At 74.3% G+C, this 14,612-nt stretch carries 16 protein-coding genes; 15 read left to right on the top strand and 1 reads right to left on the bottom strand.

Annotated features, from left to right (window positions below; translation table 11 throughout):
- Positions 1-6: 6 nt before the first annotated feature.
- From ACQEVB_RS28600 to thrS, 5 genes are all read left to right on the top strand, one after another.
- Positions 7-783: a hypothetical protein gene (locus ACQEVB_RS28600; protein WP_432977711.1), complete on the top strand. Its 777-nt coding sequence runs from the start codon at positions 7-9 to the stop codon at positions 781-783.
- Positions 784-938: 155 nt separating this feature from the next.
- Positions 939-1,514: a hypothetical protein gene (locus ACQEVB_RS28595; protein WP_432977708.1), complete on the top strand. Its 576-nt coding sequence runs from the start codon at positions 939-941 to the stop codon at positions 1,512-1,514.
- Between the two features lie 99 nt (positions 1,515-1,613).
- Positions 1,614-2,054: a hypothetical protein gene (locus tag ACQEVB_RS28590; protein ID WP_432977705.1), complete on the top strand. Its 441-nt coding sequence runs from the start codon at positions 1,614-1,616 to the stop codon at positions 2,052-2,054.
- A gap of 28 nt (positions 2,055-2,082) precedes the next feature.
- Positions 2,083-2,916 (top strand): hypothetical protein, encoded by an 834-nt coding sequence (locus ACQEVB_RS28585; RefSeq protein ID WP_432977702.1) that lies wholly within the window; start codon positions 2,083-2,085, stop codon positions 2,914-2,916.
- A gap of 83 nt (positions 2,917-2,999) precedes the next feature.
- On the top strand, positions 3,000-5,042 hold the full coding sequence (gene thrS / locus ACQEVB_RS28580) for a threonine--tRNA ligase (protein ID WP_432977700.1): 2,043 nt from the start codon (positions 3,000-3,002) through the stop codon (positions 5,040-5,042).
- A gap of 21 nt (positions 5,043-5,063) precedes the next feature.
- On the opposite strand, the gene ACQEVB_RS28575 is transcribed toward thrS, so the two are convergent.
- On the bottom strand, positions 5,064-6,494 hold the full coding sequence (locus ACQEVB_RS28575) for an MFS transporter (protein WP_432977697.1): 1,431 nt from the start codon (positions 6,492-6,494) through the stop codon (positions 5,064-5,066).
- 18 nt (positions 6,495-6,512) lie between these two features.
- On the opposite strand from ACQEVB_RS28575, the gene ACQEVB_RS28570 reads away from it, so the two are divergent.
- The 10 genes from ACQEVB_RS28570 (at position 6,513) to ACQEVB_RS28525 (ending at position 14,584) form a co-directional block, all read left to right on the top strand.
- Positions 6,513-7,475, top strand: a complete 963-nt coding sequence (locus ACQEVB_RS28570; protein ID WP_432977694.1) for a LysR family transcriptional regulator — start codon at positions 6,513-6,515, stop codon at positions 7,473-7,475.
- Between the two features lie 10 nt (positions 7,476-7,485).
- Entirely contained in the window at positions 7,486-8,034 is a 549-nt protein-coding gene (locus ACQEVB_RS28565; RefSeq protein WP_432977691.1) for an HIT family protein, read from the top strand.
- A gap of 43 nt (positions 8,035-8,077) precedes the next feature.
- Positions 8,078-8,722 carry a phosphatidylinositol phosphate synthase gene (pgsA, locus tag ACQEVB_RS28560; RefSeq protein ID WP_432977688.1) on the top strand — a complete coding sequence of 215 codons (645 nt, stop codon included), beginning with the start codon at positions 8,078-8,080 and terminating at the stop codon, positions 8,720-8,722.
- A complete protein-coding gene (locus tag ACQEVB_RS28555) occupies positions 8,719-9,642 on the top strand; it encodes a phosphatidylinositol mannoside acyltransferase (protein ID WP_432977685.1) in 924 nt (307 codons plus the stop codon). Before pgsA ends, ACQEVB_RS28555 begins: the two co-directional genes overlap by 4 nt.
- Positions 9,639-10,733, top strand: a complete 1,095-nt coding sequence (locus ACQEVB_RS28550) for a glycosyltransferase family 4 protein (protein WP_432977682.1) — start codon at positions 9,639-9,641, stop codon at positions 10,731-10,733. Before ACQEVB_RS28555 ends, ACQEVB_RS28550 begins: the two co-directional genes overlap by 4 nt.
- Positions 10,730-11,266: an NUDIX hydrolase gene (locus tag ACQEVB_RS28545; protein ID WP_432977679.1), complete on the top strand. Its 537-nt coding sequence runs from the start codon at positions 10,730-10,732 to the stop codon at positions 11,264-11,266. The genes ACQEVB_RS28550 and ACQEVB_RS28545 overlap by 4 nt, the downstream gene beginning before the upstream one ends.
- Before the next feature lie 42 nt (positions 11,267-11,308).
- Entirely contained in the window at positions 11,309-12,226 is a 918-nt protein-coding gene (gene pdxS / locus ACQEVB_RS28540; protein WP_432977676.1) for a pyridoxal 5'-phosphate synthase lyase subunit PdxS, read from the top strand.
- Positions 12,227-12,566: 340 nt separating this feature from the next.
- Positions 12,567-12,875 carry a hypothetical protein gene (locus ACQEVB_RS28535; RefSeq protein WP_432977673.1) on the top strand — a complete coding sequence of 103 codons (309 nt, stop codon included), beginning with the start codon at positions 12,567-12,569 and terminating at the stop codon, positions 12,873-12,875.
- Between the two features lie 18 nt (positions 12,876-12,893).
- Entirely contained in the window at positions 12,894-13,079 is a 186-nt protein-coding gene (locus ACQEVB_RS28530; RefSeq protein ID WP_432977670.1) for a hypothetical protein, read from the top strand.
- Positions 13,080-13,663: 584 nt separating this feature from the next.
- Positions 13,664-14,584 carry a family 16 glycosylhydrolase gene (locus tag ACQEVB_RS28525; protein WP_432977667.1) on the top strand — a complete coding sequence of 307 codons (921 nt, stop codon included), beginning with the start codon at positions 13,664-13,666 and terminating at the stop codon, positions 14,582-14,584.
- The last annotated feature ends 28 nt before the right edge of the window (positions 14,585-14,612 follow it).

Raw genomic sequence — 14,612 nt, 5'->3', positions numbered from 1 at the left:
GTGCGCGTGTCGATGCCAGCCGGCTCCGCCACGGGCACCCCGGACGGAGGACCGAGGGAGCTCGACGCCTCCCTCGCCGACCTGCTCGCGGTGCGGGGGACGCAGACGGTCCGCGTGATCGACGTGGGCACGGGCCGGGCGCTCGGCGAGCGCGTCGCCCGGCCGATCCCGGCCGATCCCGCAGGTGACGCGGCGATGGCCCGCCTGGCCTCGACGGCGTTCGCCGCGGCGACGGCGGACGGCGGGTTCGTGGACCTGGTGCTCGCGAGCCCACGCGCGACGCACGTGCTGGCGCCCGGGCCGTACGGATCGGTGGTCGCGCTGCGGCTCGGCCCGGGCGGGGACGTGGCGGCCGCGCGACGCGCGCTGGCCAGCACGCAGCTCGCCGCGGCGCTGCGCGCCGGCCATCCGGGTGCGCCTGGGCTCCGGCCGACGGCACCGCCGACGGCACCGCCGCCAGCACGACCGACGTCGGTCGGCGCGCTGCCGCAACAGCGGGCGTCGGGGCGGGGAGTGCTGCACGCCGTGCCGCTGCCCCGCGCACCCGAGCCGTCGCTCCCGGGCGAGCGCCAGCCCGCGTTGGCGTCCCTGAGCGGGGCCCCGATGGCCCGTCGGACCGGCCGGCTGGCCGCCCAGGTGCTCGGTGATCTCGCCGCGGCCGCCGTTCCCTTGCCGCGGCGCGGGGGCGGCGCCGCGCGGCCGGGCGGTGTCCTGGCCACGACGTGGAGCAGCGATCTGGGCACCCTCCAGCGCGTGCTCGACGGGTTGCGCCGGCTCGCCTGAGCCGGATGGTGCACGACCCCGCTCGAAGGTCAGGTCCATCAGGCCGCACGGTCATTCTGCCGAAGGTCCGACCGCGACATTTCCCGCCTCGGCGTGTCGCTCACTGAAAGGGCTAATCGCGGTTGCGACTATTCGTGGTGGCAGGCTCCCGCCCGATGTTCGGGGAACTGCTGCGCGATCTGATCGCAGACACCGGTGCGCAATACTGCTGCGTCGCGGACGCGGCGCAGGGGAGAGTGCTGGAAGAGGTCGGTGTGCAGCCCGGCGCCCAGGCCGACACGTCACTCGCCGTGCTCGGGTGGGGGGCCGGTGCGGCAGCTTTCCTGGCGTCGAACGCCGACGACGAGATGGACGACCTGATCATCACCACCAGGTCCTGCTACCACCTGGTGCGCCCGCTCGCGACCGCGTCGGGAGAGGAGTCATTGCTGGTCTACCTGCGCGTCGATCGACACCGGGGCAACCTCGCCGTTGCCCGGCGCGGCCTGTCGACGGCGCGTCCGCGGGCCCCGACGGTCCCGAAGCAGGATCGGGCGGAGTCCGCCCCGGCCCTGGTGGCAGCGGGTCGCGTCCCGTTGCCGCGCCGCCACCCGGTGGCGCTGCCGGCCCCTCGCCGCCCGCTCCCGACGCCCGCTCCCAGCACCATCGGCGTCCGGCCGGAGGGTGGCCGCTGGCACACGGACGTCGACACGCTCGACCGCCTCCTGCACGCGCTGCGCAGACTCCGATGATTGTCGTCGGGCCCATTCCGCAGAGTTTTTCACCCTTTTCGATCTGAGGGCGCCCTCGATCAATTCGGCGGCGCACCAACCTGGAGGAATTCATCCCACATGAGCAACATCGATCATTGCCTGGACATGGCTGCGAACATCAAGGGTGCGTTCGCGGTGGCGCTCGTCGACTACGACAGCGGCATGACCCTCGGCTCGCGCGGCGGCAGCCCCGAGTTCGACCTCGATGTGGCCGCGCCGGGCAACAGCGATGTCGTGCGCACGAAGCTCGAGGTCATGCAGAAGCTGGGCCTGCGCGAGACCATCGAGGACATCCTGATCACCCTGGACACCCAGTACCACCTGATCCGGCCGATCCACGGCAGCAGCGACGAGAAGCTGTTCCTCTACCTGGTGCTGAGCCGGGCGCAGGCCAACCTGGCGATGGCGCGCCGGGACCTGCGGGTCATCGAGCAGTCGTTCTACATGTCGGTGCCCGCACCGGGACGGCCGCCCGCCCAGGAGAACGCGCCGTTCTTCCCGGCCAGCGGCCAGCGCTGACCGGCGGTCACCGGGGGACGTGAGTCGAATGGCACGGCACCGGCACGCCGTCAACGTCCGCGCGGACGGGCTGACGGCGGTACTCGGCCCGATCGGGGACGATCCCGCGGTGCGTGCCGCCCTGCTGATCGACATCGACAGCGGGATGGTGCTCGGCGCGACCGGGCACCCGACGAGCGCGGACCGGGAGGAACTGGGCGCGCTGCACGGCGAGCTGATGCGGCTGGCCTGCGGTGCGGTGCCAGGCGCCGGGGCCGGCGAACCGGTCGATCCGGGCGCGCTCGACACGGAGGTCACCGTCCACCGCGGGGCGCGGCAGCACCTGGTCGTGCGTCGGATCGCGGACCCCTACGGCGATCGACTGGCCCTGTCGTTGCTGGTGGAGGGGCCACCGCGGGCGTTGCGGCGGGTGCGCCGCCGCCTCGGCTGGGTGTCCACCGCCGCGCTCACCGCAGGTCCCACGGTGAGCCTGAGACCGCGAGACGGTGCCTGGGTGCCCGGCGCCGTGGAGGAGCGCCCCGCGCTCCGGGCACCGTCTCGCACCCCGCCCCGGGCCGTCCCGGAGCCGGACCCGGTCGACCGGACGCCGGCGCTCGCCATCCTCGACGATCCGCTGCCGCCACGGCCGCGCAGCACCCGTGGCCCGGTTCCCGGTCTCGCCGATGCGGACGGGCTCGCGCCGCCGCTGTCGGGCAACACGACGGTCCCGTCGATGCCTGCGGTCCGGCCCGCGGCCCCGGCTGCGCCGGCCCATCCGCCTGCCGCGCCGCCGGGTCCGCCGCCCGGCCCGCAGCAGGAGCAGCCCGAGCGGCGGCCTGCGCCACCCTCCGCCCTTCCGCCGCCCGGACCCGGCCGATCCTGACCGACGGGCAAACCCGGTTCGGGCCGGTGCAACCTCCCCTCTAGCATCGGAGGACATCGCTCGATCCCCACTGGAGGCTTCCCGTGTCCGCGCCCGTACCCCGTCCCGCGTCCGCTCGCGTCCGGGTGCCGGCCGGGACGACGGCGGGCGCCGCCGTCCGCGAGGCCGGTCTCCCCTCCAGCGGCCCGAGCGCCGTCGTCGTCGTCAAGGATGCCGACGGGAACCTCAAGGACCTCGCCTGGGCGCCCGACGTCGACGTCGAGGTGGAGCCGGTCGGCGCCGACACCGACGAGGGCCGCAGCGTGATCCGGCACTCGGCGGCGCACGTGCTCGCGCAGGCAGTGCAGCAGCTGCACCCGCAGGCGAAGCTGGGCATCGGCCCGCCCGTCACCGACGGCTTCTACTACGACTTCGACGTCGAGAAGCCGTTCACCCCCGAGGACCTCAAGGCCCTCGAGTCGGCCATGAAGAAGATCATCAAGGCCGGCCAGCGGTTCTCCCGCCGCCGCTACGACTCCCTCGACGACGCCCGCAAGGAGCTCGCCGACGAGCCGTACAAGCTGGAGCTGATCGACCTGAAGGGGCAGGTCGACACCGGTGAGGTGATGGAGGTCGGCGAGGGCGAGCTCACCGCCTACGACAACGTCCACGCCCACACCGGCGAGGTCGTCTGGTCGGACCTGTGCCGCGGCCCGCACGTGCCCACCACCAAGTACATCCCGGCGTTCAAGCTGATGCGCAGCGCGGCGGCGTACTGGCGCGGCAGCGAGAAGAACCCGATGCTGCAGCGCATCTACGGCACCGCGTGGGAGTCCGTCGAGCAGCTCGACCTCTACCTCGACCGGCTGCTCGAGGCGGAGAAGCGCGACCACCGCCGGCTCGGCTCGGAGCTGGACCTGTTCTCCTTCCCGGACGAGATCGGCTCCGGCCTGCCGGTCTTCCACCCCAAGGGTGGCGTGATCCGCAAGGAGATGGAGGACTACGCGCGCCGCCGTCACGAGGAGGCGGGCTACGTCTTCGTCAACACCCCGCACATCACCAAGGCGCAGCTGTTCGAGACCTCGCGGCACCTCGAGTGGTACTCCGACGGCATGTTCCCGCCCATGCAGGTCGACGCCGAGTACGGGAGCGACGGCGAGCTGCGCCGGCAGGCCCAGGACTACTACCTGAAGCCGATGAACTGCCCGATGCACAACCTGATCTACCGGTCGCGCGGGCGGTCCTACCGCGAGCTGCCGCTGCGGATGTTCGAGTTCGGCTCGGTGTACCGCTACGAGAAGTCCGGCGTGATCCACGGGCTCACCCGGGCCCGCGGCTTCACCCAGGACGACGCGCACATCTACTGCACCCGCGAGCAGATGCAGGACGAGATCCGCTCGCTGCTGACGTTCGTGCTCGACCTGCTGCGCGACTACGGGATGGACGACTTCTACCTGGAGCTGTCCACCCGCGACCCGGAGAAGTCGATCGGCAGCGACGAGGACTGGGACAAGGCCACCGACGCGCTGCGCGAGGCCGCCGAGGCGTCCGGCCTGGAACTGGTGCTCGACCCGGGTGGTGCAGCCTTCTACGCGCCCAAGATCAGCGTGCAGGCCAAGGACGCGATCGGGCGCACCTGGCAGCTCTCCACCATCCAGGTCGACCTGATGGAACCGGGCCTGTTCGGGCTGGAGTACACCGCGGCCGACGGCTCCCGCCAGGAGCCGATCATGATCCACCGGGCCCTGTTCGGCTCGATCGAACGGTTCTTCGGCGTGCTCACCGAGCACTACGCGGGGGCGTTCCCGGCGTGGCTCGCGCCGGTCCAGGCCGTCGCGATCCCGGTGACGAACGAGCAGGTGCCGGCCGTCGAGGAGTTCGCGGCCGCGCTGCGGGCCAAGGGCGTGCGCATCGAGGTCGACGCCGGCGACGACCGCATGCAGAAGAAGATCCGCACCCACACCCTCGCGAAGGTGCCGTTCATGGTGCTGGCCGGAGCGCGCGACGTCGAGGCGGGCGCGGTCAGCTTCCGCTTCCGCGACGGCAGCCAGCGCAACGGCGTGCCGGTCGCGGAGGCCGTCGAGCTGGTGACGAGCTGGATCGCGGACCGGAAGAACGAGAGCCCGACGGCCGACGCGCTCGCCTGACCCAGCGGTGCGTGAGGCCGTTCAGGAGGCCTGCAGGCCTCCGGCCGGAACGGCTGCCGGACTGCGCAGGAACACCGCGGCCACCCCCGCAGCGGCGGCGACCGCGACGGCGGCGAGCAGCCAACCGCCGTGCAGCCCGACCAGTTCAGCGGCTCGCGGCGACGTGCCGGCCGTCGCGGCGACCGTCGCGAGCACCGCGACCCCCACCGCGGTGCCGATCTGCTGCGCGGTCTGGGCGAGCCCGCCGGCCAGCCCCTGCTCCGCCGCGGTGAGGCCGGAGGTCATCGTCGTCATGAACGCGACGACGGCGAGCACGTGGCCGAGCCCCATCACCGACGACGTCACCACGACCAGTGCCAGGCCCCCCGCATCCGGCAACGCCACCATGGCCGCGGTGCTCACCGCCTGGACGAGCAGCCCGACGAGGAGGGTCCTGGTCGTGCCGAGACGTGCGATCACCCCTGCGGCCAGCGCGCCCGCCGCTGCGGCTGCGACGCCCTCGCCGATCAGGGCCGACCCCGTCTGGAGGGCCGTCAACCCCAGCACGTCCTGCATGTAGAGGCTGAGCAGCACGGTGGCGCCGCCGCACATGCCGAACGTCACGAAGCCGACGACCGCTCCGGCGCCGATCGTCCGGCGGGCCAGGAACCCGAGCGGCACGAGCGGGTCGCGCTGCCGCCCCTCCACCACCACGAACCCGATCAGCAGGACCGCCGCGGCCGCGAACGCCCCCAGCGTCGGCGCGCTCGTCCAGCCGGCGTGCTCTCCCGTCGAGATGGCGTAGACGAGCGCCACGAGCCCGCCGGTGACCAGCAGCGCCCCGGGCAGGTCGAGCTGTGCCCCGGACCGCGCGACGCGCCCGGCCGGCAGGACGGTCGCAGCACCCACCAGTACGAGCGCGCACATGAGGGCCAGCAGGAACATCGTGGAACGCCACCCGAGGGTCTGGGTGAGCACGCCGCCGCCGACCGTGCCGACGACGAAGCCCAGCGACAGCATCGCTCCGTTGATCCCCAGCGCCCGGTCCCGCGTCGGCCCTTCGGCGAAGGAGGTCGTCAACAGGGCCAGCGCGGTCGGACCGATCATCGCCGAGCCGACCCCCTGCACGACGCGAGCCGCCACCAGCACGCCCGCGTTCGGGGCGAACCCGGCCACGACGGACGCCAGCGCGACGACGGCGGCGCCGATCGTGAGCAACCTGCGTCGGCCCACCCGGTCACCGATCCGGCTGAACAGCAGCATCGTTCCCGCGACGGGAAGCACGAACGCCGTCATCACCCACTGCACGTCCGCCGTGGAGGTGAGGTCGAGGTCCCGCCCGATGGCGGTGAGCGCGACCGTGACGACGGAGAAGTCGAGCGCGACCATGAACTGAGCCGCGCAGAGGGTGAGGAGGATCAGTCGGTCGCGCCGTGCAAGGCCGGCCGAACGCGGTTCGAGAGTGTCGGTCACCCGGCTAGGCTCGGGTCGGTGGACGCTGCTGATCAACGGCGGATGCCGCAACGCAGTGATGAGCGGCGCTCACCGATCGACGGCATCGAGCTCCGAGATCTGCGGGTGTTCCTGGCCGTCGCCGACGAGCTGCACTTCGGCCGGGCGGCGGCGCGGCTGGGTCTGACCTCGTCGCGGGTCAGCCAGACGATCGCGATGCTGGAGCGGCGCTTCGGCGGCCGCCTGTTCGACCGGTCGAGCAGGCGGGTCGTGGTCTCGACGCACGGGCGCCGCGTCCGTGAGCTCGTCGAACCCGCCTACCTGGCACTGCTGGCCGCGATGGCCGCCGCGACGGACCCGCAGCGCAGCGGTGTGGTGCGGGTCGGGATGGTCGGCCCGGCCGCGGGAGGGCCGCGGCTGCCGCAGATCGCGGAGTCGTTCGAGCGGAGCCACCCGGGTTGCCGGGTCGAGGTCGTGGACGTGTCGCTGCAGGACCCGCTGGGTCCGTTGCTGCGGCGGGAGCTCGACCTCCTGGCCGCCCGACTGCCGCTGGATGTTCCGGGGGTCGTCCAGGGGCCGTTGCTCACCCGCGACTCCCGCATGATGGCGGTCGCGGCCGATCACCCGCTCGCCCGCCGCGGTCACGCCGTCATGGAGGACCTCGGTGACTACGCCGTGTGCCGGCTCATCGGCTTCCCGGAGCAGATGGTCCGGGCCGTCATCCCCGAACGCACGCCCGCCGGGCGGCCCGTCCGGGTCGGCATCGACGTCACGACCACCGCCGAGGCGTTCGCGGCCGTCGCTCGTGGCCAGATCGTCCACCCGACCGTCTCGACGATCTTCGACTACCACCGCCAGCCCGGTGTCGTCCTCATCCCGATCGCGGACGGTGAGCCTTCGTGCACCGCGCTGATGCATCTGGTCGACGTCACGCCGGTCGCGCAGGCTTTCCTCCGCGAAGTGGCAGCGTGGACCCACGACCTCGGCGAGGGCAGGGCCTAGAGTCGCGGCCATGAACGTCCCCGGGCCGACAGAGCCGGACCTGGAGCCCCGCGACGGCGTCGGCACCCCGGACGGCTTCCGCCGGCTGTGGACGCCGCACCGCCTCGCGTACATCAAGGACGCCGGCACGGAGGGCTGCCCGTTCTGCCGCATCCCGTCGCTCGACGACGAGGAGGGCCTGCTCGTCGCCCGCGGGGACGCCGTGTACGCGGTGCTCAACCTGCACCCGTACAACCCGGGGCACCTCATGGTGGTGCCGTACCGGCACGTGGCCGAGCTGGAGGACCTGACGGCCGACGAGTCGGCCGAGCTGATGGCGTTCACCCAGCAGGCGGTGCGCACGTTGAAGACGGTGTCGGCGCCGCACGCGTTCAACGTCGGACTCAACCTCGGCACGGTCGCCGGCGGCTCGCTGGCCGACCACCTCCACCAGCACGTGGTGCCGCGCTGGGGCGGCGACGCCAACTTCATCGCCGTGATCGGACAGACGAAGGTGATCCCGCAGCTGTTGAGCGAGACGCGGGCGGTGCTCGCCGAGGCGTGGCCGGCGCAGGGATAGGCTGCCCGGGTTCCGGGGGGAACCGCCCACCAGGCAGGAGTCCATGCTCAACGCCCACGCGCGCAAGCACGTCAACCGCGTGGCCGACCCGCTCGGCCGGTGGCTGGTGGCGCATCGGGTGACCCCGGACTCCGTCACGGTGGCCGGCACGCTCGGCTCGATCGCCGCAGCGCTGTGGTTCCTGCCGCGCGGTGAGCTGCTCGCCGGCACCCTCGTGGTGACGTTCTTCGTGCTGTTCGACCTGGTCGACGGCGCGATGGCCCGCGCGGGCGCGGCCGGCGGCACCCCGTTCGGGGCGATCCTCGACTCGGCGTGCGACCGGCTGGCCGACGCGGCGCTGTTCGCCGGGCTGATCTGGTGGTGCTTCGAGGTGGCGGACGACCCGGGCACCGGCGCGGCCGCGCTGATCTGCCTGGTGACCGGCCAGCTCGTGTCCTACATCAAGGCGCGCGCCGAGGGCGTCGGGGTCGACGTGGACGGCGGCGTGGTCGAGCGGGCCGAACGGCTGCTGCTGGCGCTGGTCGGCACCGGGCTCGCCGGGCTCGGCGTCCCGTACGCGCTGCCGGCCGCGTTGTGGCTGCTCGCCGCCGGATCGGTGTGGACGATGCTGCAGCGGCTGTGGTCGGCGCGCCGCAACTCCCGCACCGGCCCGTCGGTGGCGGCCGACCCTGGCGAGCCGACCCCGTGAACGCGCCGGTCAGCCGCGCCGAACGCCTCGCCGACCTCCAGTACGCCGCCGCGTGGCGGCTGCTGCGCGCGGTGCCGGAGCGGGCCGCCCGCGGGCTGTTCGAGGCCGGCGCGGGTCGGGTGGCGCAGCGCGGCGGCGCCGGCCCGGACCAGCTGCGCGCCAACCTCGCCCGGCTCGTCCCGGACGCCTCGCCGGACGCGTTGGACGAGCTGGTCGTGGCCGGGATGCGCAGCTACGGGCGGTACTGGAGCGAGACGTTCCGGCTGGCCGCCCGGGACCTGCCGCGCATCCACGCGGCCACCCGGATCACCGGGCCCGGCGCGCCGGTACTGCTCGCAGCCCTCGCCGAGCGCCGTCCCATCGTGATCGCGCTGCCGCACAGCGGCAACTGGGACGCGGCCGGCGCCTGGTTGGTCGAGCAGCTGCGGGCGCTTGGCCGGCAACCCGGGTTCACGACCGTCGCGCAGCGGCTGCGGCCCGAGTCGCTCTACCGGCGGTTCGTCGGCTACCGCCAGCAGCTCGGCATGGAGGTTGTCGCCGCCGGCGACGGCACCGCGGCGCACCGCGCGCTGACCCGGCGGCTGCGCGACGGGGGAGTCGTCTGCCTGGTCGCCGACCGCGACGTCACCGGGGGTGGCCTGCCGGTCACCCTGCTCGGGGCGCCGGCCCGGCTGCCGTCCGGACCGGCGCGGCTCGCCGCGCTCACCGGTTCGCTGCTCGTCCCGGCCTGCCCCACCTTCACCCCGGACGGCTGGGCGATCGCGTTCGCCGACCCGGTGCCGGTCGCCGGTCGGGCGGCTGTCCCGGCTGCCGTCCAGCAGGTCGCCGACGCGTTGGGCGAGCTGCTGCGGGAACGGCCACAGGACTGGCACGCGCTGCAACCGATCTGGCTGGCCGACGGCGAGCGGGTAGCGGTGTGAGGGTCGGGCTCGTCTGCCCCTACTCGCTGGACGTGCCCGGCGGGGTGCAGGCGCACGTGCTCGGGCTCGCCGACGCCCTCCGCACGCTCGGCCACGACGCGGCCGTGCTCGCGCCGGGCGCCGGACCCGTCCCGGACTTCGTCACGCCCGCCGGACGCGCACTCGGGCTGCCCTACAACGGCTCGGTGGCACGGGTGGCGTTCGGGCCCGTGTCGTACGCGCGGGTGCGGAGGTGGCTCGCCGAGCACCGGTTCGACGTGTTGCACCTGCACGAACCCACCACGTTCAGCCTGTCCGCACTCGCCCTGATGCTCGCCGAGGGGCCGGTCGTCGCGACCTTCCACACCGCCACCGACCGCTCGCTCGTCCTGCGCGCCATGGGCGGGGTGGCCCGACCGCTGCTGGAGCGGGTCACCGCCCGCATCGCCGTCTCGCCGACCGCCCGCCGCGTCCAGGTGGAGCACCTCGGCGGCGACGCCGTGGAGATCCCGAACGGCGTGGACGTCGCCGGGCTGGCCGCCGCGGAGCCGTGGCCGGTGGACAGCCCGACGGTCGGGTTCCTCGGCCGCTACGGCGAGCCCCGCAAGGGCATGCCGGTGCTGCTCGACGCCTGCCGGCGGCTCGCCCGCACCCACCCGGACCTGCGACTGCTCGTCGTCGGGCCCGGTGACCCGAGCATGTTCGCGGACGTCGGGGTGCCCGTCACCGTGCTGGGCGCCGTCGACGACGCCACGAAGAACCGTGCCCTGCGGGCCATGGACGTGTTCTGCGCGCCCAACCTCGGCGGGGAGAGCTTCGGCATGGTCCTCGCCGAGGCGATGGCCGCGGGTGCGCCCGTCGTCGCGTCCGACCTCGACGCGTTCGCCGCCGTCCTAGACGGGCACGGCGTGCTCGTCCCACCCGGCGATCCCGCGGCACTGGCGACCGCCGTGGACGCCCTGCTCGCCGACCCCGACGGTCGCGTCGAGCTGGCCGCTGCCGGCCGGACCCGGGCGGAGGCGTTCGCGTGGCCGGCCGTCGCGGCCCGGGTGGTGCAGGTGTACCGAGCGGCCGTCGCGGCCGACCCGCGCGGGCACCGGGTCGCGTCGTGACCGGCCCCGACGGCGTCGTCATGTCCGGGCCGCTCGGCTGGGTCGTGGCGCTGTCGGCCGTCTGGGCGACGAGCATCGTGCTCCTGGCGGCGTCCCGGGTGCGCCGGCTGGACCGGCTGCACCGCAGGCTCGACGCCGCCCGGTCCGCGCTGGAGGACGCGCTCGTCCGGCGGGCGGCGGCGGCGCGGTCGGCGGGCCTGGCCGGCCCTCTGCCGACCGGCACCTGGGCGGAGCGGGAGGCGGCGGCGAACGTCCTCGGGCAGGCACTGGCCGTCATCGACCGGGTCGCGCTTCCGGACGGCGTGCGCACCGAGCTCGCCGACGCCGAGCAGATGCTCGCGCTCGCCAGGCGGGTGCACAACGACGCCGTGCGGGACACACTCGGCCTGCGGCAGCTCTGGATGGTGCGGCGGCTGCACCTCGCGGGACACGCGCCCGAGCCGCGGTACTTCGAGATCGCCGATCCCGAGCACGCCGAGGCAGAGCTCGGTGCAATCTGCGTGACACCCCTCGGAGCACCCGAGCGCGCTTAGCCTGACCGGGACCCCTATCAGGCCCTGTCGAGAGGTACCGCCGTGTCGTCCGACCAGCTCGTTCCCGCCCCTGCCGGCCCGCAGCAGGGCACCGCGCGCGTCAAGCGCGGGATGGCCGAGATGCTCAAGGGCGGCGTGATCATGGACGTGGTGACGCCGGAGCAGGCCAAGATCGCCGAGGACGCCGGCGCCGTCGCCGTCATGGCGCTCGAGCGGGTCCCGGCCGACATCCGCGCCCAGGGCGGCGTCGCGCGCATGAGCGACCCGGACATGATCGGCGGCATCATCGACGCCGTCTCCATCCCCGTCATGGCCAAGGCGCGCATCGGGCACTTCGTCGAGGCACGGGTGCTGGAGGCGCTCGGCGTCGACTACATCGACGAGTCCGAGGTACTGACCCCGGCCGACGAGACCCACCACATCGACAAGTGGCCGTTCACCGTTCCGTTCGTGTGCGGCGCCACCAACCTGGGCGAGGCGCTGCGGCGGATCTCCGAGGGCGCCGCCATGATCCGGTCCAAGGGCGAGGCCGGCACCGGCAACGTCGTCGAGGCCACCCGGCACATGCGCACCATCCGCGCCGACATCCGGCGCCTCGCCACCCTCGACGAGGCCGAGCTGTACGGCGCCGCCAAGGAGCTGCGCGCCCCCGTCGAGCTGGTCGCGGAGATCGCGCGCACGCAGAAGCTGCCGGTCGTGCTCTTCACCGCCGGCGGCATCGCCACCCCCGCCGACGCGGCGATGATGATGCAGCTCGGCGCCGAGGGCGTCTTCGTCGGATCGGGCATCTTCAAGTCCGGTGACCCGGCCCGCCGGGCCGAGGCCATCGTCAAGGCCACGACGTTCCACGACGACCCCGGCGTGATCGCCAAGGTCTCCCGCGGCCTCGGCGAGGCGATGGTGGGCATCAACATCTCGGAGCTCCCCGCCGACCAGCGCTACGCCGGTCGCGGATGGTGACGGCCCGCCCGCCGTCGATCGGCGTGTCCGAGACCCACGGTGATTCGCCCGATCGGCACTGTCACCTGGAACGGTGATACGGCCGCACGGCGTAGTCGACTCCGCCTAATGTCCGCACGATCGTGATCGTCGGCGGCAAGGGTGGAGAGACCGATGAAGCGGACCGTGACCATCGGAAGCGTGCTCGCGCTGGCGTTGCTCGGCGGACCCGCCGCGGCGATGGCCGCAGAGGGCGACGCGGCACCCGGCGCGTGCGCCGTCGCCGCAGCCAGCGCGGTGGAGCCTGAGCCGAACCCGGCGGCTGCTGCCGGCGCCCCGGCTTCGGCCGCCCCTGCGGCGGGTGGACCGGGGGCCACCGCACCAGCCGCAGGAGCCGTCGGCCGGCCGGCTCCGGCAGGGAAGGTTCCTGCTGCGGGCGCCCCCGCCGTTCCAGCGGCTCCGGGTGATCCGGCTCCTCCCGCCGGCCCCGCGCCGGCAGCCGGCGAACCAGCGGCTCCAGCGGGTGCTGTTCCGGCGGTGGGGGAGCCGGCTGCTCCAGCGGCGCCTGCCGGTGGTGACCCCGCCGCCGCTGGTGCTCCGACGGTGGCACTCCCTGTGGCCGGCGCTGCAGCTCCGGCCGGCGACGCCCCAGCGGCGGGTGCTCCGGTAGCGCCGGTACCCGCCACCGGTGAGCCTGCGGCGCCTGCAGCGGGCCCCGCGGCCGGTGAACCCGGTGAACCTGCCGCTCCTGCGGCAGAACCGGCAGCGGGTGCTCCTGCTGCTCCGGCCCCGGCGGTCGGTGATCCTGCGGAACCGGCGGCTCCGGCCGGCGGTGCTCCGGCAGCGGGTGATCCGGCTGCTTCAACGCCGGTAGGGGCTGAACCGGCGGCTGGTGCGCCTGCCGCAGGTGGTCCTGCTGCCCCGGCGGTCGGTGATCCTGCGGCTCCTGCTGCGGAACCGGCGGCTCCGGCCGGCGGTGCTCCGGCGACGGGTGGCCCGGCTGCGTCAGCGCCGGTAGGGGCTGAACCGGCGGCTGGTGCGCCTGCCGCAGTTGTTCCTGCTGCTCCGGCCCCCGCGGTCGGTGATCCTGCGGCTCCGGCCGGCGGTGCTCCTGCAGCAGGAGACCCAGCTGCGCCGTCCCCGGTAGGGGCGGACCCAGCCGTGGGTGCTCCGACGGCTGGTGCGCCCGCCGCTGTCGGTCCCGCCGCTCCCGCGCTCGGTGGACCTGCCGCTCCTGCGCTCGCGCCGGCGGCTCCGGCCGGCGGTGCTCCCCCGGCGGCAGACCCGGCTGCTCCGGCACCAGCGGGTGGTGCGCCCGCCGCCGGGGCTCCTGCGGTGGCACTGCCGGTGGCGGGTCCAGCGGCGCCGGCCGCTGGTGATCCGAGTGGTCCGATCCCGGCGGGTGGCGCCCCTGCTGTGCGCGGTCCGGCCGCTCCTGCACCCGCCGGCAGTGCGCCGGTGCCGGCCGCTCCAGCACCGTCCGCGCCTGCGGAGGCTCCGGCCGCGCCCGCTGGTCCCGTCCCGGCGGCCACCGATCCTGGTGCAGGTCCTGCCGCCGGCAACCCGGCCGGCCCGGTACCGGCCGCGATCGAGCCGCAGGCAGGATCGCCGAACGGCCCCGCACCCGCCACCCCGGCCGTGGGCGACACCAGCCTGGCGCCGCAGTCCGCGACGACGCGGGCGTGCGCCGAACCGGCGAGTGCGGCGACGACCATGCGGTGGGGTACGCCGACCCGGTCGGCCGACTTCACGACCGCCGCCGCGACGACGACGGCGAGGGAGGGCTGGACGGCCTACACGGGCACCGGGTTCGCCGGTCGCGGCACCCGTACGCCGGACGCCCTGAGCGTCGCCGACGGCATCCTGACGATCACGGGCGACGCGCAGGGCGCGACCGGTGGCATGGCGTGGGGCACCGGTCAGGCGTTCGGCAGGTGGGAGGTCCGCGCCCGGGTGCCGGCCGGGGACCCGGTCTACAACGCGGTGCTCATGCTGTGGTCCGACGACGACAACGGCGCCGAGATCGACTTCATGGAGCTGCAGGACCCGGCCCGGGCCGGCGCGATCGCGGCGGTGCACGCCGTCGAGGGCGGCCAGGCCGTCGGCAAGACCGCGATCGACGCGACCCAGTGGCACAACTGGGCCGTCGAGTGGACGCCGACGCGCGTGACCACCTACGTCGACGGGCACCGCTGGTTCGAGACGACGGACGCGGCGCTGATCCCGAAGGGTCCGATGCACCTGTGCGTGCAGCTCGACTACTTCGGCACCGGCGGGCCGGTCACGCCGTCCAGCATGCAGGTGGACTGGGTCCGCCAGTACCCGTCGACGGCGGGCACCGAGGGCGACCGCACCGAGGGCTGGCCCGACCGGATGTGACCTTCGACGGCACTTCCCGAGGCTCCTG

It is taken from the genome of Pseudonocardia sp. CA-107938, assembly GCF_050936315.1.
GTDB lineage: Bacteria > Actinomycetota > Actinomycetes > Mycobacteriales > Pseudonocardiaceae > Pseudonocardia.
Note: the sequence above shows the minus strand (reverse complement) of the source record. Positions and strands in the feature narration are given on the sequence as shown.